This window comes from Amycolatopsis sp. CA-211722, assembly GCF_056828465.1.
The window spans coordinates 306,702-325,548 of record NZ_CP184752.1 but is presented as its reverse complement, the minus strand read 5'-3'; the positions used below and the strand labels follow the sequence as shown (position 1 = coordinate 325,548).

The following is an 18,847-nucleotide window of genomic DNA, read 5'->3' as shown; positions in this document are numbered from 1 at the left end:
AGCCCTTCAGCTTTTTCGCACGCGTTTAGTCCTCTGGATGCGGTACTTGCACGCGCAAGCACCGCGAGTGACGCCCCCGATCACGCGAGTCGCGCGCTCGATCACGCGAGTGACGCCCCCGATCACGCGAGTCGCGCGCTCAATCACGCGAGTTACGCCCCCGATCACGCGAGTCGTCCGCCCCGGACCGCCGAACTCGCGTGACCGAACTCCGAACTCACGTGATTGAAGGCGTAACTCGCGTGATTGGAGGCGTAACTTGCGTGATCAGATGGACGACACGCGTGACTGGACGGACGACACGCGTGATCAGGCGGCCGGGATCCAGTCCGGGTTCGAGGCCAGGACGGTCAGCTGCTGGGTCGCGCGGGTCAGCGCGACGTACAGCACCCGGCGGCCGGTGGTCGACTCCGTGATGAGGTCGTTCGGCTCGACCAGGACGACGGCGTCGTACTCGAGGCCCTTGGAGTCGAGGCTGCCGACGACCTTGAGCCGCTCGTCCGAAAGCCCGTCGAGCCAGCCTTCGACCTCGGGCACCCGGTCCATGGCGGTGATCACGCCGACGGTGCCTTCGACGACCCCCAGCATCTCCTTCACTTCGGCCTGCGTCGCCGCCTCCAGCCCGGCGGCTTCGACGGGCCGGACCTCCGGCGTGATGCCGGTCTGCCGCACCGCGCGCGGAAGCTCGTCGGCCTCCGCGTGCCCGGCGACGACCTTCGCGGCCAGATCGAAGATCTCCGCCGAGTTCCGGTAGTTGGTGCGCAGGGTGAACCGGCGCCGCGTCGTCTTGAGCCCGAAGGCCTGGTCCCGCGCCATCGCGGCCTCCGCCGGATCCGGCCACGAACTCTGCACCGGGTCGCCGACCACGGTCCAGCTCGCGTACTTGCCGCGCCGCCCGACCATCCGCCACTGCATCGGCGAGAGGTCCTGCGACTCGTCGACGACCACGTGCGAGTACTCGTCGTAGTGCTCGGGCCGGGTCGGGGCGCCGCCGCGCTCCGGGTTGACCTCGACGTTCTGGCGGGTCCGGCGGCTCTTCGGCGGTGGGCCGATCAGGACACGCAGCTCGTCGAGGAGCGCGACGTCCGCGATGGTCCAGCCGCGCGAGCGATCGGCGAAGTCGGCCGCGAGCATGCTGATCTCGCCGCGGTTGAGCAGGCCCTTCGCCGCGGAGGCGAGCCGCTTCTCGCTGCCGAGCCAGCGCAGGATCTGCGCCGGGTACAGGATCGGCCACCAGGTCACGAGGAACCGGTGGAACTCGATGCGCTCACCGAGTTCGGTGATCAGCTCGGCCTTGTCGATCTGACGGCCGTCGTCCTTCGCGTGCTGCTCGGCCTTCGCGGCGAGCGCGTCGAGCAGCAGTTCGGCGGCGCGGATCCGTGACCGGTTCGGCGGTCCGCCCGCGGTGTGCACCTTGCGGCGCACCTTGTCGAGCTCGCGCGCGTTGAGCCGCAGCACCTCGCCGCGGTAGACGATCTTCATGTCCTCGGGCGCGTCTTCCGGGGTGTCCCGCAGCGCGCGCAGCAGGATCTTCCGCATCCGCAGCGAACCCTTGATCGCCGCCAAGGGAGCCGGGTCCTGCCGGGTCGCTTCGAGGCCGTCGAGGACCTCGCCGAGCGCGCGCAGCTCGACGTTCGTCTCGCCCATCGACGGCAGCACCCGCGAGATGTAGCTGGTGAACACGCCGGACGGGCCGATCACCAGCACGCCCGCGCCGCCGAGCTGGCGCCGGTGGCGGTAGAGCAGGTACGCCGCGCGGTGCAGCGCGACCGCGGTCTTGCCGGTGCCGGGGCCGCCGGTGATCTCCGTGACCCCGCGCCACGGCGCCCGGATGACCTCGTCCTGCTCCTTCTGGATGGTGGCGACGATGTCCCGCATCTTCTCGCCACGCGACCGGCCGAGCGCGGCCATCAGCGCGCCTTCGCCGACGATCTGCATCCCGTCGGGGACCGCGTCGGCGATCAGGACGTCGTCGTCGACGTCGAGCACGTTCTGGCCGGAGCACCGGATCACCCGGCGCCGGACGACGTCCATCGGCTCTTCGGCCGTCGCCTGGTAGAACGCCGCGGCCGCGGGCGCGCGCCAGTCGGTGACGAGGTTGTCGAACTCGGCGTCGCGGATGCCGAGGCGGCCCACGTAGATGTGGTCGTTGTCGAGATGGTCGAGCCTGCCGAAGACCAGGCCCTCGTACTCCGCGTCGAGGGTCTGCAGCGTCTGATTGGCGTGGAAGACCATCATGTCCCGCTCGAACAGCATGGACGCCTGCTCGAAGATGGCTTCCCGCCCGGCGCCATGGCCGATCTCGTAGCCCTTGGTACGCATGGCCTCAGCCTGGGCTCGCAGCTCGGCGAGCCGGGTGTAGACGGTGTCCACATGGGCTTGCTCGATGGCGATCTCGGCCCGTCTGACCCGAGGTTCGGACACGCAACGCTCCTAAACGCTTCTATCGCCTCCGAGGGCGAAGGACGACTCTACGCGAGCTGAGCGGCGGCTTCACCAAGTCCCGGCCAACGTCACGATGGAAGTCGTTGAGGCACGATGCACCCATGACCAGGATCGTGGCGGGGACCGCGGGCGGCAGGCGGCTGAAGGTCCCGCCGAAGGGCACCCGGCCGACGTCGGAACGCGTACGCGAAGCGCTGTTCAACGCGCTCGAGGTCGCCGGCGAGCTGCAGGGGGCCCAGGTCCTCGACCTTTACGCCGGTTCGGGCGCGCTCGGGCTGGAGGCGTTGTCCCGCGGCGCGGCCGGCGCGTTGTTCGTCGAGTCGGACCGGCGCGCGGTCGAAGTGCTCAAGGGGAACGTCGCCGCGCTGGGGCTCGGCGGCGCGGTCCGGGCAGGGGCCGTCGAGTCCGTCGTGGCCGCTCCGGCGGCGGAAACGTTCGACATCGTCCTCGCCGACCCGCCCTACGCTGTGGATTCCACCCGCCTGGGGGAGGTCATGGCCGCTCTCGCGGCCAATCGGTGGATCACGGACGGGGCGCTGGTGGTGATCGAGCGGGCCGCGCGGGACGGCGAGCCGGACTGGCCGCCGGGCTTCGAGCCGATGCGGACGAAGCGCTACGGCGACACGGCGCTCTACTGGGCCGAATATCAGGTGTGACGCAACCCTGATGAACGCGCAAGGGGCCACTCTCCTTGGTAGCGTCCGCGCCATGCGGCGTGCGGTCTGTCCCGGGTCCTACGACCCGGCCACCAATGGACATCTCGACATCATCGAGCGGGCGGCGAAGCTGTTCGACGAGGTCGTCGTCGCGGTGGGGGTGAACAAGAGCAAGAAGGGCCTGTTCACCACGGAGGAGCGGATGGACATGCTCCGCGAGATCACCGCGAAGCTGCCGAACGTGCGCGTCGACTCGTGGCAAGGACTCCTGGTCGACTACTGCCGCGAGAACGACATCATCGCCGTCGCGAAGGGGCTGCGGTCGGTCAGCGACTTCGACTACGAGCTCCAGATGGCGCAGATGAACCGCGAGCTGACCGGGCTCGAAACCCTGCTGATGGCGAACAACCCGGCGTACGGGTTCGTGTCGAGCTCGCTGGTCAAGGAGGTCACCGCGCTCGGTGGCGACATCGAGCACCTGGTGCCGCCGATAGTGTTCAAGCGCCTCTCGGAGAAGTACTCCGACCGAGGTTGACCCGAACGGCCGAAGCCGTTGGTCGGGCGCTGGTGGGCGGCGATGAAGAGTTCATCTCGACGCCTTCTGGTGAATACACGATCGGGTTACGGTCCGAAAATGACCAACAAACGATCGCGGATCGCCGCCGCGCTGCTCGTTCTGCTTGTCAGCTTCTTCGGCGGGCTGAGTGCCGCGCAGGCCACGGCCGCCCCCGTCTCGATCCAGCAGAACCCGTGCGGGGATCTCACCGGGTTCAAGCACGTGTCGTTGTCGTCGCTGCCCGCCGAGGCCACCACGACCTACGACCTCATCCAGAAGGGTGGCCCGTTCCCGTACCCGGACAAGGACGGCACGGTCTTCTCCAACCGCGAGAACATCCTCCCGAAGTGCGCCTCGGGCTACTACCGCGAGTACACGGTCCCGACGCCGGGATCGCCCGATCGCGGTGCGCGCCGCATCGTCACCGGTAACGCCGGCGAGCACTTCTACACCGCCGACCACTACAAGACCTTCTCCGTGATCGACGCCGACGGCACCCCGGCGCCGTCCTGCGGTGACACCTCGAAGCTGACGAAGATCGGCTACTCGACGCTGTCCTCGGCCGCGAAGTCCGTGGTGGACAAGGCCCGCGGTGGCGCGACCGGCACGGTCTACCAGAACCGCGAAGGGGTGCTGCCGTCGTGCGCCGCCGGCTATTACCAGCTGTTCCCGGTGGGCACGAACGACCGCGTGATCTCCGGCAAGGGCGGCGAGATCGTCTACACGCCGGACCGCTACGCGACCTTCAAGCTGGTGAACCTCGCCGGCTGATCCGTCCGTGCACCGTTTCGTGCCTCCCCGTCGACCGACGACCAGCTGATCAGGCTGGTCACCGATCCCGGGCTCAACCTGCGCCAGGTGGCGCGCGGTACCGGCGGGGACACGCCCGGTACCGCGCGCTTTCACCCCTTACGGCGGCGATGAGGGCAAACTGAGCTCAGGGAATGTGGGGATCGCTGTAGGTAGGGAGTGGCCGTGTACCGGGTTTTCGAGGCGCTCGACGAGCTCGTCACCATCGTGGAGGAAGCCCGCGGCGTGCCGATGACCTCCAGTTGCGTCGTCCCGCGCGGCGACACCCTGGAACTGCTCGACGACATCCGTGACGCCCTGCCGGGCGAGGTCGACGACGCGCAGGACGTCCTGGACAAGCGTGATCAGCTGATCCAGACCGCCCGCACCGAAGCGGCGGAGACGATCACCACGGCGAACACCGAGGCCGACCGCACGGTCGCCGACGCGCAGGCCGAGGCCGAGCGCATCCTCGCCGACGCCCGGGCCCGCGCCGAGCAGATGATGAGCGACGCGCACGGCGAGGCCGAGCGCATGGTCGCCGCCGGACAGGCCGAGTTCCAGAACCTCACCGACCGCTCCCGCGCCGAATCGGAGCGGATGATCCAGGCCGGTCGCGACGCCTACGAGCGCGCCATCGAGGACGGCCGCGCCGAACAGGCCCGGCTCGTCGCCCAGACCGAGGTCGTCCAGGCCGCGCACGGCGAAGCGGCCCGCATCGTCGACGAGGCGCACGTCGAGGCCGACAAGCAGCGTGGCGACTGCGACGCCTACGTCGACGGGAAGCTGGCGGAGTTCTCCGAACTGCTGGCCACCACGCTGCGGACGGTCGACTCCGGGCGCAACCACCTGCGGTCCCCGGTCAACCTGCCGGGCAACAGCCGGACGTCGCTGTACGACTACCAGAGCTGATCGCTCGGGCACCTCAAGTACGTGAAGGCCCCCTTCATTGCGTCTAGCGCAGTGAAGGGGGCCTTCACGTACTTCCGAGTTCCGGCCGCCCAAAAGTGAGTGGCGGTACCTGCGTACCCTGGTGACCGATGTCTGAGAACAAGTCGCCGCAGGCCAAGCCCGCGCAGCTCGACGACCGGAACCCGTGGGTGCTCGACACCCGCGAGCTCGGCCGTCACGCCGGCCTGAGCAAGGCCGTCCAACGCTCGATCCCCGTCGAGACCGCGCTCGGGGTGCCCGACGTCATCACGATCGACGCCGGTTCCACCCTCGAACTCGACCTCCTGCTCGAGTCCGTCGTCGAGGGCGTGCTCGTCAGCGGCACGGCGTCCGCCGTCGCGACGGGGCACTGCTCGCGGTGCCTCGACCCGATCACCGAGGACGTCGAGGTCGATCTGACCGAGCTTTTCGCCTATCCCGGCTCCGCGACCGAGGAGACCACCGACGAGGACGAGATCCCCCGCCTGGTGGACGACAGGATCGACCTGGAGCCGACGGTCCGCGACGCCGTGGTGCTGGCGCTGCCGCTGGCTCCGCTGTGCGCCGATGACTGCCGCGGACTGTGCACCGAATGCGGTGTCAAGTGGGCCGATCTCGAGCCCGGTCACGGGCATGAGAAGATAGACCCTCGGTGGGCCGCGCTGGTCGATCGTTTCGAGGACGAAACGGGCGATGACCAGGCCGATGGCCCCGGAAAGCAAGCCTGACGAGCACCAGCTCGTTCCGGAGAAGCAAGTTCGCTCGCGACCGCGGGCAGACCGTCTGAAGGAGATCTACTCGTGGCCGTCCCGAAGCGGAAGATGTCGCGATCCAACACCCGCGCGCGCCGCAGCCAGTGGAAGGCGGCTCCGGTTCAGCTGGTGCCCTGCTCCAACCGCGCCTGCAAGCAGCCGAAGCTCCAGCACATCGCGTGCCCGGCCTGCGGCCAGCACAACGGTCGCCAGGTCGTCGAGCCCGCCTGATCGGCAGCCGACGACATGGGGGGCAAATCTGCCGGTGGACCACCCGCGGACCCCGCACCACTGCTCGAAGCACTCGGGATCACGATCGAGCCCGAGCTGCTGACGCTGTCGTTGACCCACCGTTCTTATGCCTATGAGAACGGTGGGTTGCCGCCGAACGAGCGGTTGGAGTTCCTCGGGGACGCGGTGCTGGGCCTGGTCGTCACCGACCACCTCTACAACACCCATCCCGAACTTGCCGAGGGACAGCTCGCGAAGCTCCGTGCCAGCGTGGTCAACATGCACGCGCTGGCCAGGGTCGCGCGCGGTCTCGGTGAGGGCGGGCTGGGCAAGCACCTGTTGCTGGGCAAGGGCGAAGAGCTCACCGGCGGCCGGGACAAGGCGAGCATCCTCGCCGACGGGCTCGAAGCCGTCATCGGCGCCGCGTACCAGCAGCACGGCATCGACGTCGCGCGCAAACTCGTGCACCACCTGTTCGACGACCTGCTCGCCGAGGCGCCCCTGCGGGGAGCCGGCCTGGACTGGAAGACCAGCCTCCAGGAGCTGACGGCGTCGGCCGGGCTCGGCGTGCCCGAGTACAAGGTCGAGGACACCGGGCCGGATCACCGCAAGGAGTTCACCGCCACCGTCCTCGTCGGCGGGCGTGAACTCGGCTACGGCTCGGGAACGACCAAGAAGGAAGCCGAGCAGAAGGCCGCCGAGACGGCCTGGCGTCAGCTTTCGGCCGAACTCGACATCGAACAGCCGCCGAAGACGACCTGAGACCTCCTCAGCTGGTCGGCTCGTCGACGCGCGAACCAGTGGGCTGAAAGCGTCCTTCACCGCGTCCGACGGGGTGAAGGACGTTTTTGTCGCATGGCATGCGGGGAAAGTCCCCTTCAGCCACCACGGCGTAACCGTCCTCACCGCTCGCGAGGGCCGGTGGGAGAATCGGCGGCATGCCCGAACTCCCCGAGGTCGAGGTGGTCCGTGCCGGGCTCGAGGCGCATGTCTCCGGCCGGACGATCACCGAGGTCGAAGTCCTCCACGCCCGCGCGATCCGCCGCCACGAACTCGGCGCCGAGGACTTCGGCGGACGGCTTTCCGGGGTGAAGATCACCGCCGCCCGCCGCCGTGGCAAGTATCTGTGGCTGGAGCTCTCCGACGGCCAGGCCATGCTCGCGCATCTCGGCATGAGCGGCCAGATGCTCGTCCAGTCCGGGGAGGCGCCCGACGAGAAGCACCTTCGCGTGCGATTCCGCTTCGCCGACAATGGGCCAGAGCTGCGCTTCGTCGATCAGCGGACCTTCGGCGGGCTCGCGCTCGCGGAACTCACCGAGGTCGACGGGACGGCGTTGCCGGGCACCATCGCGCATATCGCCCGCGACCCGATGGATCCGCGGTTCGACCTCGACCAGGCCGTCCGCGCGCTGCGATCGAGGCGGACCGAGCTGAAACGCGCCCTGCTCGACCAGACCCTCGTCTCCGGGATCGGCAACATCTACGCCGACGAGGCGCTCTGGCGGTCCAAGCTCCACTGGGCCCGCCCGACCGACAGGCTCACCGCCGCCCACGGGCGCACCGTGCTCACCGCCGCCAGCGACGTGATGGCCGAGGCGCTGGTCGCCGGAGGGACGTCGTTCGACGCGCTGTACGTCAACATCAACGGCGAGTCCGGCTACTTCGACAGGTCGCTCGACGCCTACGGCCAGGAAGGGCTGCCCTGCGGCCGGTGCGGGACGGCCATCCGGCGGGACCCCTTCATGAACCGGTCGTCGTTCTCCTGCCCGCGGTGCCAGCCGAAGCCGCGCGCGAGGTGAAAACTGTCGTGTACGACACGGGCGTCGCGTCAACTAGCATGAACGGGCACGACACGTAGGGAGTGGGATGGTGGCCGCGACCGAGCCCGGTAAGACGACGCTCGCCGAGAAGATCGACAAGCTGTTCCAGATCGTGCTGAGACCCGATCGCGAGCCGTACAGCCACGAGGAGGTCGCCAAGGCCTGCCGCGAAGCGACCGGCGAAAGCTTTTCGACGACGTACCTGTGGCAGTTGCGCACGGGGCGTCGCGACAATCCGACGAAACGCCACCTGGAGGCACTCGCGCAGTTCTTCGGCGTCTCGCCCGCGTATTTCTTCGACGACGAGCAGAGCGCCAAGATCGCCGAAGAGCTCGCGCTTCTCGGCGCCCTTCGCGACGCCGGTGTCCGCGACGTCGCGCTGCGGGCCGTAACGCTTTCCCCCGACGGGCTCGACACCATCAGCGACATGATCGACGCGATCGCCCGCAGGGAATCCGGACGGGGCGGCCCGAAGAAGGAGTCGTGAGTGGACCGTCGCCGTAAGGAGTTGTGGCGCCGCTGCCGGAGTCTCGCCGACGGCGTCACCCTTCCCGAACCGTTCGACGCCGGGTCCTTCGTCGCGGAGCTGGCGGCCGAACGCGGCCGTCCCATCGAATTGATGCAGGTCAGCGTTCCGTCCAGCGGCCCGTGCGGGTTGCTGATGAGCACGGAACGCGCGGACTACATCCTCTATCCGACCAACACCACCGCCCTGCACCGGCGGCACATCCTGCTGCACGAGGTCGGGCATCTGGTGTGCGGGCACGTCGGTTCGGACGCCGGGGCCGACGGGATCGTGCTCGACGCCGCCGCAGGCAAGACCCTCATGCCGAACCTCTCGCCCGAACTCGTCCGCCGCGTCCTCGGCCGCACGAGCTACAACGCCGTCGAGGAGCAGGAGGCGGAACTCGTCGCCAGCCTCCTCGCGCACCGGGTCGCGCGGACGGCGGTGCGCGGCGCCTCGCGTCCCGAAGAGAGCGGGAGCGATCTCGCCGGCGGGATGGCGAGGGTCGACGATCTCTTCGGCAGCCGGAAGCGGCCGTGACCGAGACCATCGCGTACTTCTGCTGCGTGGTGGCTTTCGCGGGCTTCGGCTACAAGCTGATCCAGGCCCGCCACACGCAGCCGCCGCGACGGATGTGGCTCCTCAGCGCCTTCGGGATCTGCATCGCGGGCGGCATCATGCTGCTCACCCCGGCCATGGAGAACGCGGTCGGGGTCGAAGAACCGATCGGCAGCCTGCTGAACCTCGCCGCCGATCTGCTCAAGATCGGCGCGATGGCGTTCGCGGTCGCGTTCGCGCGGTCACTGAAACTGGGGGAGGGCAACCGGATCGGCTGGCACGCGGTGCTTTCCTGGACCGTGGTGGTCGCCGAAACCGCGCTCTTCCTCCTGTCCGGCAGTTACCGGGTGGGCGACCACACCGCCGCCGGGCCCGGCAGGCTCGGCTGGTTCGTCGCGTACAACGTGCTTTTCCTCGTCTACGGTCTGATCAGCCTGCTGACCTTCTCGGTCGTCTTCGCCCGCTTCGCGCGGCACGCCGCTCCCGGCCCGCTTCGCATCGGGTTGTGGCTGCTCGTCGCAGGCGGGGTTTCCGCGCTGGGCTGGACTTTCTGGGACGTCGACGACATCCGGATCCTCGCCACCACCGGCGCGGTCGACGCCGGTGAGGACACGTTCTCGGCGATTCTGGCGGCGTTGAGCGTCGGGCTCGCCGGGGCGGGCGCGACCCTCAGCGTGTGGGGGCCCGCGCTGGCCGCGCCGTTCCGGCTGATCGGCGCGTACCGGATGTACCGCCGGATCGAACCGTTGTGGGCCGCGCTGCGCGAAGCCGTCCCGGGGATCGCGCTGGACCCGGGGCCCGGTATGCCGGGCGGCGTCGAATTCGCCTTGTACCGCAGGGTCATCGAGATCCGCGACGGTCATCTCGCGCTGCGGCCCTACTTCGATCCGGATCTCCCGCCGGTCGCGGAAGCCGAAGCACGCAAGGCGAAGATCCCCGAAGCCCGCGTAGCCGCGACGGTCGAGGCCGCGACCTTGGCCGCCGCGCTCGTCGCCTCCGAGGCCGGCCGCCGGTACGCCCCCGACGACGTACCGGCGACCTACCTCGACGAGCCGGACATCGCCACCGAAGCGGCGTGGCTGGTGGAGGTCACCCGCGCCTGGCGACGGTCCGCGGTGGTCGGACGCGTTCGCGACCGGGTGCGCGAATCCGGAACTCGCGTGTTTTGAGCCGTAACTCGCGTGATTGAAGGCGTCATACACGAGTTACGCCCTCAATCACGCGAGTTACGCCTAGACGATCGCGGTGACGGCGGCCGCCGCCGCGACCAGCGCGAGCCAGATCGGCGGGGCGACGTCCTTGATCCCGTCACCCGCCCGCCGGTGGAAGACCACCGCCCCGATCAGCAACGCCACCAGCCCGACCGCGGCGGCGACCCCGAGCGGCCGCCAGAAGAACCCGGCCACCAGCCCCGCCGCTCCCGCGAGTTCGAGTGCGCCGATCCCCTGGATCCCCCGCACCGAGAAGCCGAGCCTCTCGGTCCGGGAGACCAACGCCGGCTGACGCGCGATCTTCGCCACCCCCAGCACGGCGAAGATCGCGGCCAGCAGTACCGACAGCACCACATGAGTCACGGCCATGACGAACTCCTTGGTGTGGAAGGACTTTCAGACGGTGACGCGGCGCATCGTGGCGAATCCGCCCGCGCCCGCGACGCAGACCAGGATGGCGAGCACCCCGGTCACGCCGCCGACGGTCAGCGTGCTGAAGAAATCGCCGAGCTTCGGCCAGGAATCGGTCCAGCTGAGCAGCAGCACCCCGCCCAGGAGCACCAGGACCTGCGCGGCGCCGAACAGGACGACCCCCACCACCGCGGCACGCCGGTAGATCAGGCCGTACCACATGCCGTAGACGAACATCAGCGTCAGGAACACGAACGACGTGAGCAGGGTCAGGTACCAGGGACCGTCGAGCAGCCACGGCACCCGGAAGTAGTTGAGGCCGAGGCCCCAGCCATCGGTCGCGTCCTCGATCGCCTGGAACACGACGATCCCCACCGCGTACAGCGCGGACAGCCCGGCGACCAGCAGGATCGTGCCCAGGTAGTACGACCGCCTCGACACGCCCAGCGCGAGCCCGAACGGGAGCGACTTCGTCATGCTCAAAGCGCCGCAGACGAGCATGAACACGTACAGCGTGAGCAGGCCGCCGGAGTAGTTCTCGTCCGGTGTCTCGGGGAGCAGCGAGAAGATCGCGAGATTCACCCCGAAGGCGAAGAACGTGATGCCGACCGGGAGGACGACGTACTGCAGCCGGTCCACCAGGTGGTAGCGCGCGACGTTGATCAGGGTGTTCATGCGGACGCCTCCTCTGCGGTCTGTCCGTTGGAGGTGTGCACCATCAGCTGCTGCAAGGAAAGTGGCTCGAGCTTCAGGTGCAGGGCCTTCGCTTTCGCCGTCGCGGCCGGATCGAGCGCGTCGGCGACGGTGACCGAAGCGCGCGAGCCGATCTTGCGGCGGTGCAGCACCCGGCGTCCGCTGACGAAATCGTCCACCGCGAGGGCGGGGCCGGAGACCGTGACGGCCGAGCCGCGCAGTTCGTCGGCCGCCGCGTCGAGGACGACGCGGCCCTTGTCGATCATCACCACGTGCTCCAGCAGATCGGCCACCTCGTCGATCAGGTGCGTGGAAAGCAGGATCGTGCGCGGGTTGGCCGAATAGTCGTCGAGCAGCCGGTCGTAGAACAGCTGTCGCGCGACGGCGTCGAGGCCCGCGTACGGCTCGTCGAGCAGCGTGAGTTCCGCTCGCGCCGCCAGCCCGATCGTGATCGACAGCGCCGAGCGCATGCCTCGCGAGAGCTTCTTGATCTGCCGCTTCGTCGGCAGGTCGAAATCGCGAAGAAGCGTGTCGGCGAGCTCCTGGTCCCAGTTCGGATAGAACCACGATGCCGCCGAAAGCGCGTGCCGCACCTTGAAATCCGGGAACTGCTGGTCTTCGCGGACGAGCACCAGGCGCTTGAGCACGCGCTCGTTCTCGACCGGGTTCTCGCCGAACACGCGGACCGAGCCGGCGCTGGCGAACTCCTGCGCGGTGACGATGCGCAGGAAGGTGCTCTTGCCGGCGCCGTTGCGGCCCAGCAGGCCGGTGATCTTGCCTTCTTCGATGTCGACCGAGACATCGCCGAGCGCGAGATGGTCGCCGTAGCGCCGGGTCAGGCCGGTGGTCGAAATGGTCGGCGTCATGCGGCGGGTCCTCCGTTCCGGTGTCCGTTCCCGCGGATGAGCGAGATCAGGGTTTCGTCGTCGATGCCGAGGCGCCTTGCTTCGCTGAGCATCGGGTCGAGGTACTGCTCGGCGAACCGTTGCCGCCGGTCGGTGAGCAGCTTCTGCCGGGCGCCGGCGGCGACGAACATGCCGATACCGCGCCGCTTTTCGAGCAGGCCGTCATCGGCGAGCACGTTGATCCCCTTGGCCGCCGTCGCCGGATTGATCCGGTAGAAGGCGGCGAGTTCGTTGGTTGACGGCACGCGTTCCCCCTCGGCCAGGCTTCCCTCGGCGATGTCGTCGGCGATCTGTTCGGCGATCTGCGCGAACAGGGGTGTTCCTTCGTCGAGCACGACACCTCCGTCCCCAGTCTTCGAGCACCTCATTGGTGCTGTGGTTCATTACTGGACTAAGTAACCCATGAACCACCGGTTCGGCGCAAGTCGCCTCCGCCGTGCGCACTACTGTGCAATGCGTGGTACCTTCTGTTGCGTAAGACTGGGAGGGACGCGACTGTGGAGATCAGTCAGCTACTCAAGGGCGTGCTGGACCTGGCCGTACTCGCCGTGCTTCGCGGAGAGGACGGCTACGGCTACGACGTGCTCCGAAGACTTCGTATCGCGGGGTTGCAGGAGGTGGGCGACGCTTCGGTGTACGGGACGCTCCGGCGTTTGTACAAGGCGGGCCTGCTGACGTCCTATGTGGTGCCGAGCGAGGAAGGCCCGCACCGCAAGTACTACAGCCTCAACGAGCCGGGTCGCCAGCGGCTCGAAGAGTCGGGGCAGACCTGGCGGACTTTCGCCACGACGATGAACAGCCTGTTGGGAGAGGCAGCATGAGCACGCAGAATCCGACCGCCGTGCGGGTGTATCTGGCGAGGGTCAGGAGCGCGCTCGCCGACCTGCCCGAGAGCGAAGTCGAGGAGATCCTCGAAGACGTCCGGCCGCATCTCGCCGAGATGGAGGCCGAGCTGGGGGACAACCCGAAGGTCGACGCCCTGATCGAGCGGCTGGGCAGCCCCGAAAGCTACGCCGCCGAGCTGCGGGCGTCCGGCGGCTACCCGCCGCGCCCGGCGGAGGCGGGCGACAAGACCACCGTGCTGAAGGTGAAGACCGGGATCGGCGGAGCGCGGTTCGCGTTCTGGGGCTTGGTGTTCTCCGTGGGCGGCTTCGCGTTGTTCGGCTTCGCCGCCGCGGTGTGGGTCCGGGTGGAACCGTTGCTGGGCCTGCTTTTCGTCGCGCCCGTGCTCGCGATCAGCGTCGCCTACGTGGTCCGGAAGGGGGTCGCTCCGATCGCCGAACTGCCCGAGGTGGTCAAGCTCCGCGAGATCGCGGCCTCGTTCCAGAAGGACCGGAACGGCAAGGGGCTGAACTACTTCCGCACGCTCAAGCCGGCGTGGTGGGTGCTGTGCGCGGCGGTGCTGGTCGTCTTCGGCCTGCTGCTCGTGCTCCGCGACACCGAAGCCGTGCTGCTCCTGCCGCTGATGCTGCTGGCGGCCGTCGCGGTGCTCTGGGCCGGCCCGAAGCTGAAGGCCGACCGGCGGTTGCTGTGGCTGGCCGTGCCGGTCTCGGCGTTCGTCGTCGGCAGCATGCTCGGCGGCGCGGGCGCGGCGGTCGACCTGATCGCGAAGCGGTCCTATGGCGGTGGTTCCTACAACAGCGGCTACACGCCGAACTACAACGACAGCTACGGGAACCCGCAGCTGACGTACGGCAGCCAGGACGTGGAGAACATCTACGCGTTCGACGCCGAGGGCAAGCCGCTGACCGAGATCTACCTCTACGACGAGAACGGTCGTCCGCTCAGCACGACCCGGTACGCCTGCGAGCAGAGCACGAGCGAGAAGCGGAAGATCGGCGACGACAACCGCTATCCGCGGCCGCGGCTCGAGCGGGGAGTCCAGGACCACGACGGAAACCTCAACGGCTACAACGGTTACCGCAGCTACTGTCTGGAAAGGACGGACGTGCCGTTCAGCGCGGCGATCCCGAAGATCACCCCGGCGCCGCCTTCCACGACCGCCCAGGCTCCGCCCTCCGTGACCGCCCAGGCTCCGCCCTCGTCCGCGGCGCCGCCGTCGACCCCCGCCCAGCCGACGCGCTAGGTGACCCGCGTTTCGTCCTCTCAACGCGGTAGTTGGCGATGCGAACCACCGCATTTAGAGGACGAAATGCGGATGAAAGCCGCGAGCCGGCACCTCGTGGAGAGGTGCCGGCTCGCGTGGGGTGAGGTTCAGTGGTTGAACGCGCTCCTGGCGGCCAGGTCGGCCAGCAGGGCGCGGCCCTTCTCGGCGTTGCGCGGCTGGGCCAGGACGTCGTAACGCCGGGCGACCAGCTGGCTCTGCGAGATGAACCCGCGCTTGTTCTTGGAAGCCGCGTACCCCAGCGCGCCGAACAGCAGGTTGAACCCGATACCGCCGACGAGGCCGACGAGGATCGGCACCAGCCCGGCGCCGGGGTTCAGCAGGCTCAGCACGAGCCCGAGGAACACACCGAACATCGCGCCGGACAGCGCCGAGCTGGTCAGCACCTTGCTCCAGCCCATGCGTCCGGCGATGCGCTCCACCAGGATCGGCTCGACACCGACGATCGTGACGTCGGTGATCGGGAAGTCCGTTCCCGCGAGGTGGTCGACGGCACGCTGCGCTTCGGAGTACGACTCGTAGGAGCCGATCGGCCACCCGCTGGGCAGCGTCGGGAGCTGAGCCCGCCCCTGGGGCTCGGTGAACGTGGTCTGCTGCGTGAATGCCTGTGTCATTCCTTCTCACCTCTCTTGATCCGTACAACGTCCCGGATGCGCGGATCTCCTCCCGGTGCGGCGGGATTCACAGCATCTTCTCAGCCGGGCATCGCAGACAATCCGCCCAGGGATCAACTACGGTGTGCAATGGATAACGAATCAGACCATTGACCGAGTTGACCGAGCTCGGGCGACCCGGTAGGAAGAAGCCGCAAAGGTACCGCATCGAACCTTTAGGTGAGGCTGATGGCGAACAGGCGCGGCATGCTCACGCTCGATCGGCTCCGGGAACTGGTCGAGGAAGGCACTGTCGACACGGTGCTGGTGGCGATCACCGACATGCAGGGCAGGCTGCAGGGCAAACGCTGCGCCGCCGAGTACTTCCTGAACGAGGTCGTCGAGCACGCCACCGAAGCGTGCAACTACCTCCTCGCCGTCGACGTCGACATGAACACCGTCGACGGCTACGCGATGTCGTCCTGGGAGACCGGCTACGGCGACTTCGTCATGCGCCCGGACTTCGACACGCTGCGCCTGCTCCCGTGGCAGGACGGCACCGCGCTCGTCCTCGCCGACCTCGAACGGGTACAAGGCGGCGCCGTGGCCCCGTCGCCGCGCCAGATCCTGCGCGGCCAGCTCGACAGGCTCGCCGAGCGCGGTCTCGCCGCCTACGTCGGCACCGAACTCGAGTTCATCGTCTTCGACGACACCTTCGAAGCAGCCTGGGACAAGCGCTATCAGGGCCTTCGCCCGGCCAACCAGTACAACGTCGACTACTCGATGCTCGGCACCGCCCGGATCGAGCCGTTGCTGCGCCGCATCCGCAACGACATGGGCGGGGCGGGTCTGTACGTCGAGTCCGCCAAGGGCGAGTGCAACCCCGGCCAGCACGAGATCGCGTTCCGCTACGCCGACGCGCTGACCACCTGCGACAACCACAGCGTCTACAAGACCGGGTCCAAGGAGATCGCCGCGCAGGAGGGCAAGAGCCTCACGTTCATGGCGAAGTACAACGAACGCGAGGGCAACTCCTGCCATATCCACATCAGCCTGCGCTCGGCCGAGGGCGAGCCCGTCCTGGCCGGAGACGGACCAGGTGGATTCTCGCCGCTGATGGAGCACTTCCTCGCCGGCCAGCTGGCCGGACTGCGTGAGCTGACCTACTTCTTCGCGCCGAACATCAACTCCTACAAGCGGTTCGTGCCCGGGAGCTTCGCGCCGACGGCCGTCGCGTGGGGCACGGACAACCGCACGTGCGCGCTCCGCGTCGTCGGGCACGGGGACTCGCTGCGCACGGAGAACCGCGTCCCCGGCGGCGACGTCAACCCGTACCTCGCGGTGGCCGCGCTGATCGCGGCCGGGCTGCACGGTATCGAGAACGAACTGGAGCTGGAGCCGGAGTTCCACGGGAACGCCTACGGTTCCGCCAAGCCGACCGTGCCGACCACCCTGCGGGAGGCCGCGGCGCTGCTGGACGGGAGCGAACTCGCGAGGTCCGCGTTCGGGAACGAGGTCGTCGACCACTACCTGAACGCGGCGAAGGTCGAACTCACCGCGTACGACGCCGCCGTCACCGACTGGGAGAGGATCCGTGGCTTCGAACGCCTCTGAACCCCTGATCGGGCTCACGTCCTATCTGGAGCCCGCGAAGTTCCTGGTGTGGGAGACCGAAGCGGCGCTGCTCCATCGGGTCTACGTCGACGGGATCGTCGCGGCGGGCGGGATCCCGGTCCTGCTGCCGCCGGTGAGCGGGGCACACGATCGGCTGATCTCCGCCGTGGACGGTCTCGTGCTGGTCGGCGGCGCGGACGTCGACCCGGCACGTTACGGCCAGGAGCAGCATGCGACGACGTACACGAGGCCGAACCGGGACGCCTTCGAGTTCGGCCTGCTGCGGTCCGCTTTGGACAGTGGGAAACCGGTGCTCGGCGTGTGCCGCGGGATGCAGGTGCTCAGCGTCGCGCTGGGCGGCACGCTCGTCCAGCATCTGCCGGAGACGGTGGACAACAAGGATCACCAGCCCGCGCCCGCGACCTTCGGCACCACTACGGTGACGCTTGCCGAGGGCAGCCGCGCCGCGTCGATCCTCGGCGCCGAGACCAAGGTGCCGTGTTACCACCATCAGGCGATCGACAGGCTCGGCGACGGGCTGGTCCCGGTCGGCTGGGCCGCCGACGGGACCATCGAGGCTGCCGAGCTGCCCGGCGACGGGTTCGTACTCGGCGTCCAATGGCATCCCGAACAGAATCCCGACGACATCAGGCTTTTCGAAGCGCTGGTGAAAGCTGCGAAGGAGCGCGAATGACCACGTTCGAGGTGATCAACCCCGCCACCGAAGAGGTGGTGAGGTCGGTCGAGCTGACCTCGGCCGAGGAGACCGACGCGGCGATCGCCCGCGCGCACGCGGCGTTCCCCGCCTGGCGCGCGGTGGCCCCCGGCGACCGGGCGCGGCTGCTGCGCCGGTTCGCCGACGCCGTCGATGCCGACATCGAGAACCTCGCCGCGCTGGAGGTCGCCAACGCCGGCCACACGATCGGCAACGCGCGCTGGGAGGCGGGCAACGTCCGCGACGTGCTGACGTACTACTCGGCATCGCCCGAACGGCTGAGCGGCAAGCAGATCCCGGTGCCCGGTGGCGTGAACATGACGTTCCACGAGCCACTGGGCGTGGTCGGGGTGATCGTGCCGTGGAACTTCCCGATGCCCATCGCGGGCTGGGGGTTCGCACCGGCGCTCGCCGCCGGGAACACCGTCGTGCTGAAACCCGCCGAACTCACCCCGCTCACCGCGATCCGCCTCGGCGAACTCGCCCGCGAGGCCGGGATCCCCGAAGACGTCTTCCAGGTGCTTCCCGGCAAGGGATCCGTGGTGGGGCAGCGCTTCGTGGACCATCCGGCGGTGCGGAAGGTGGTGTTCACCGGCTCCACCGAGGTCGGCAAGCAGATCATGGCGGGCTGCGCCGCGCAGGTGAAGCGCGTGACGCTGGAGCTCGGCGGCAAGAACGCGAACATCGTGTTCGCCGACGCCGACCTGGAGAAGGCCGCGGCCACCGCGCCGTACGGCGTCTTCGACAACGCCGGGCAGGACTGCTGCGCGCGGTCGCTGATCCTGGTGCAGTCGAGCGTGTACGAGAAGTTCATGGAGCTGCTGGAACCCGCGGTGAACGGCGTCGTCGTCGGGGATCCGCGGCTGGAGATCACCGAGATGGGCCCGCTGATCTCGGCGGGGCATCACGCGAAGGTGTCGTCCTATGTGGACGATTCCGCGCCGGTCGCCTTCCGGGGCAGCGCGCCGGTCGGCCCCGGATACTGGTTCGCGCCGACCGTCGTCACCCCGCCGGATCTGCGGCATCCGCTGGCCTCGGACGAGATCTTCGGCCCGGTCGTCGCCGTGGTCCCGTTCGACGGTGAGGCGGACGCGGTGACCATGGCGAACCAGACCGAGTACGGGCTCTCCGGCTCGATCTGGACCCGCGACGTCGGCCGCGCCTTCCGCGTCGCGCGCGGTGTCGAGGCGGGGAACCTGTCGGTCAATTCGCATTCGTCCGTCCGGTATTGGACGCCGTTCGGCGGGTTCAAGCAGTCCGGGCTGGGCCGTGAGCTGGGGCCGGACGCCGTCGACGCCTTCACCGAGACCAAGAACCTCTTTATCAGCACAGAGTGAG

Annotated in this window: 22 protein-coding genes; 16 read left to right on the top strand and 6 right to left on the bottom strand. The window is 68.7% G+C overall.

The annotated features are described in order from the left end of the window. Window positions 1-309 precede the first annotated feature (309 nt). Complete coding sequence (locus ACOCEP_RS01545) at window positions 310-2,424, bottom strand: HelD family protein (protein ID WP_482335388.1); 2,115 nt, start codon at window positions 2,422-2,424, stop codon at window positions 310-312. Between the two features lie 122 nt (window positions 2,425-2,546). Between ACOCEP_RS01545 and rsmD the strand changes: the two genes are divergently transcribed. The 11 genes from rsmD (at window position 2,547) to ACOCEP_RS01490 (ending at window position 10,411) form a co-directional block, all read left to right on the top strand. Next, window positions 2,547-3,101 (top strand): 16S rRNA (guanine(966)-N(2))-methyltransferase RsmD, encoded by a 555-nt coding sequence (gene rsmD / locus ACOCEP_RS01540; RefSeq protein WP_482335387.1) that lies wholly within the window; start codon window positions 2,547-2,549, stop codon window positions 3,099-3,101. A 52-nt stretch (window positions 3,102-3,153) separates the two neighbouring features. Then, the gene (coaD, locus tag ACOCEP_RS01535) at window positions 3,154-3,636 is read left to right on the top strand and encodes a pantetheine-phosphate adenylyltransferase (RefSeq protein WP_126733550.1); all 483 of its coding nucleotides are present in this window, start codon (window positions 3,154-3,156) and stop codon (window positions 3,634-3,636) included. 99 nt (window positions 3,637-3,735) lie between these two features. Beyond that, entirely contained in the window at window positions 3,736-4,428 is a 693-nt protein-coding gene (locus ACOCEP_RS01530) for a ribonuclease domain-containing protein (protein ID WP_482335386.1), read from the top strand. 204 nt (window positions 4,429-4,632) lie between these two features. Then, a complete protein-coding gene (locus ACOCEP_RS01525; RefSeq protein WP_038522693.1) occupies window positions 4,633-5,358 on the top strand; it encodes a DivIVA domain-containing protein in 726 nt (241 codons plus the stop codon). A gap of 128 nt (window positions 5,359-5,486) precedes the next feature. After that, window positions 5,487-6,104: a YceD family protein gene (locus tag ACOCEP_RS01520; protein WP_482335385.1), complete on the top strand. Its 618-nt coding sequence runs from the start codon at window positions 5,487-5,489 to the stop codon at window positions 6,102-6,104. Window positions 6,105-6,176: 72 nt separating this feature from the next. Continuing rightward, the gene (gene rpmF, locus ACOCEP_RS01515) at window positions 6,177-6,359 is read left to right on the top strand and encodes a 50S ribosomal protein L32 (protein ID WP_005160412.1); all 183 of its coding nucleotides are present in this window, start codon (window positions 6,177-6,179) and stop codon (window positions 6,357-6,359) included. Window positions 6,360-6,374: 15 nt separating this feature from the next. Further along, a complete protein-coding gene (rnc, locus tag ACOCEP_RS01510) occupies window positions 6,375-7,121 on the top strand; it encodes a ribonuclease III (protein ID WP_482335384.1) in 747 nt (248 codons plus the stop codon). A gap of 176 nt (window positions 7,122-7,297) precedes the next feature. Then, window positions 7,298-8,158 (top strand): bifunctional DNA-formamidopyrimidine glycosylase/DNA-(apurinic or apyrimidinic site) lyase, encoded by an 861-nt coding sequence (gene mutM / locus ACOCEP_RS01505; protein WP_482335383.1) that lies wholly within the window; start codon window positions 7,298-7,300, stop codon window positions 8,156-8,158. Window positions 8,159-8,225: 67 nt separating this feature from the next. Beyond that, on the top strand, window positions 8,226-8,666 hold the full coding sequence (locus ACOCEP_RS01500; RefSeq protein WP_034323476.1) for a helix-turn-helix domain-containing protein: 441 nt from the start codon (window positions 8,226-8,228) through the stop codon (window positions 8,664-8,666). Continuing rightward, window positions 8,667-9,224 carry a hypothetical protein gene (locus ACOCEP_RS01495; protein ID WP_482335382.1) on the top strand — a complete coding sequence of 186 codons (558 nt, stop codon included), beginning with the start codon at window positions 8,667-8,669 and terminating at the stop codon, window positions 9,222-9,224. Next, window positions 9,221-10,411, top strand: coding sequence for an MAB_1171c family putative transporter (locus tag ACOCEP_RS01490; RefSeq protein WP_482335381.1), 1,191 nt, complete (start codon window positions 9,221-9,223; stop codon window positions 10,409-10,411). Before ACOCEP_RS01495 ends, ACOCEP_RS01490 begins: the two co-directional genes overlap by 4 nt. A gap of 63 nt (window positions 10,412-10,474) precedes the next feature. Here ACOCEP_RS01490 and ACOCEP_RS01485 read toward each other — a convergent pair whose 3' ends face one another. Genes ACOCEP_RS01485 through ACOCEP_RS01470 form a run of 4 tightly spaced genes read right to left on the bottom strand, consistent with a single transcriptional unit; the run spans window position 10,475 to window position 12,797 of the window. Further along, complete coding sequence (locus tag ACOCEP_RS01485) at window positions 10,475-10,822, bottom strand: DoxX family protein (protein WP_482335380.1); 348 nt, start codon at window positions 10,820-10,822, stop codon at window positions 10,475-10,477. Window positions 10,823-10,849: 27 nt separating this feature from the next. Further along, complete coding sequence (locus ACOCEP_RS01480) at window positions 10,850-11,539, bottom strand: ABC transporter permease (RefSeq protein WP_482335379.1); 690 nt, start codon at window positions 11,537-11,539, stop codon at window positions 10,850-10,852. Continuing rightward, window positions 11,536-12,423 (bottom strand): ABC transporter ATP-binding protein, encoded by an 888-nt coding sequence (locus ACOCEP_RS01475; protein ID WP_482335378.1) that lies wholly within the window; start codon window positions 12,421-12,423, stop codon window positions 11,536-11,538. The genes ACOCEP_RS01480 and ACOCEP_RS01475 overlap by 4 nt, the downstream gene beginning before the upstream one ends. Then, a complete protein-coding gene (locus ACOCEP_RS01470) occupies window positions 12,420-12,797 on the bottom strand; it encodes a GntR family transcriptional regulator (RefSeq protein WP_126733537.1) in 378 nt (125 codons plus the stop codon). The genes ACOCEP_RS01475 and ACOCEP_RS01470 overlap by 4 nt, the downstream gene beginning before the upstream one ends. Window positions 12,798-12,959: 162 nt before the next feature. Between ACOCEP_RS01470 and ACOCEP_RS01465 the strand changes: the two genes are divergently transcribed. Together ACOCEP_RS01465 and ACOCEP_RS01460 are read left to right on the top strand one after the other, a co-directional pair. Continuing rightward, window positions 12,960-13,283, top strand: a complete 324-nt coding sequence (locus ACOCEP_RS01465) for a PadR family transcriptional regulator (protein ID WP_034323457.1) — start codon at window positions 12,960-12,962, stop codon at window positions 13,281-13,283. Beyond that, on the top strand, window positions 13,280-14,548 hold the full coding sequence (locus ACOCEP_RS01460; protein ID WP_482335377.1) for a DUF1700 domain-containing protein: 1,269 nt from the start codon (window positions 13,280-13,282) through the stop codon (window positions 14,546-14,548). Before ACOCEP_RS01465 ends, ACOCEP_RS01460 begins: the two co-directional genes overlap by 4 nt. 128 nt (window positions 14,549-14,676) lie before the next feature. Here ACOCEP_RS01460 and ACOCEP_RS01455 read toward each other — a convergent pair whose 3' ends face one another. After that, on the bottom strand, window positions 14,677-15,201 hold the full coding sequence (locus tag ACOCEP_RS01455) for a YflT domain-containing protein (RefSeq protein WP_482335376.1): 525 nt from the start codon (window positions 15,199-15,201) through the stop codon (window positions 14,677-14,679). Window positions 15,202-15,429: 228 nt separating this feature from the next. Here ACOCEP_RS01455 and ACOCEP_RS01450 point away from each other — a divergent pair, with 228 nt between their 5' ends. The 3 genes from ACOCEP_RS01450 to ACOCEP_RS01440 are packed head-to-tail and all read left to right on the top strand — an operon-like array spanning window position 15,430 to window position 18,846. Further along, a complete protein-coding gene (locus ACOCEP_RS01450) occupies window positions 15,430-16,794 on the top strand; it encodes a glutamine synthetase family protein (protein WP_482335375.1) in 1,365 nt (454 codons plus the stop codon). Then, window positions 16,775-17,488, top strand: coding sequence for a gamma-glutamyl-gamma-aminobutyrate hydrolase family protein (locus ACOCEP_RS01445; RefSeq protein WP_482335374.1), 714 nt, complete (start codon window positions 16,775-16,777; stop codon window positions 17,486-17,488). The genes ACOCEP_RS01450 and ACOCEP_RS01445 overlap by 20 nt, the downstream gene beginning before the upstream one ends. Beyond that, window positions 17,485-18,846, top strand: a complete 1,362-nt coding sequence (locus ACOCEP_RS01440; protein WP_482335373.1) for an aldehyde dehydrogenase family protein — start codon at window positions 17,485-17,487, stop codon at window positions 18,844-18,846. The genes ACOCEP_RS01445 and ACOCEP_RS01440 overlap by 4 nt, the downstream gene beginning before the upstream one ends. Window position 18,847: the final 1 nt, after the last annotated feature.

Coding starts and splice junctions, on each gene's coding strand:
- ACOCEP_RS01455 (WP_482335376.1), bottom strand. CDS start 15,201: ATGACACAGGCATTCACGCAGCAGACCACGTTCACCGAGCCCCAGGGG.
- ACOCEP_RS01460 (WP_482335377.1), top strand. CDS start 13,280: ATGAGCACGCAGAATCCGACCGCCGTGCGGGTGTATCTGGCGAGGGTC.
- ACOCEP_RS01475 (WP_482335378.1), bottom strand. CDS start 12,423: ATGACGCCGACCATTTCGACCACCGGCCTGACCCGGCGCTACGGCGAC.
- rsmD (WP_482335387.1), top strand. CDS start 2,547: ATGACCAGGATCGTGGCGGGGACCGCGGGCGGCAGGCGGCTGAAGGTC.
- ACOCEP_RS01480 (WP_482335379.1), bottom strand. CDS start 11,539: ATGAACACCCTGATCAACGTCGCGCGCTACCACCTGGTGGACCGGCTG.
- ACOCEP_RS01485 (WP_482335380.1), bottom strand. CDS start 10,822: ATGGCCGTGACTCATGTGGTGCTGTCGGTACTGCTGGCCGCGATCTTC.
- mutM (WP_482335383.1), top strand. CDS start 7,298: ATGCCCGAACTCCCCGAGGTCGAGGTGGTCCGTGCCGGGCTCGAGGCG.
- coaD (WP_126733550.1), top strand. CDS start 3,154: ATGCGGCGTGCGGTCTGTCCCGGGTCCTACGACCCGGCCACCAATGGA.
- rnc (WP_482335384.1), top strand. CDS start 6,375: ATGGGGGGCAAATCTGCCGGTGGACCACCCGCGGACCCCGCACCACTG.
- ACOCEP_RS01450 (WP_482335375.1), top strand. CDS start 15,430: ATGGCGAACAGGCGCGGCATGCTCACGCTCGATCGGCTCCGGGAACTG.
- ACOCEP_RS01440 (WP_482335373.1), top strand. CDS start 17,485: ATGACCACGTTCGAGGTGATCAACCCCGCCACCGAAGAGGTGGTGAGG.
- ACOCEP_RS01520 (WP_482335385.1), top strand. CDS start 5,487: ATGTCTGAGAACAAGTCGCCGCAGGCCAAGCCCGCGCAGCTCGACGAC.
- ACOCEP_RS01500 (WP_034323476.1), top strand. CDS start 8,226: ATGGTGGCCGCGACCGAGCCCGGTAAGACGACGCTCGCCGAGAAGATC.
- ACOCEP_RS01530 (WP_482335386.1), top strand. CDS start 3,736: ATGACCAACAAACGATCGCGGATCGCCGCCGCGCTGCTCGTTCTGCTT.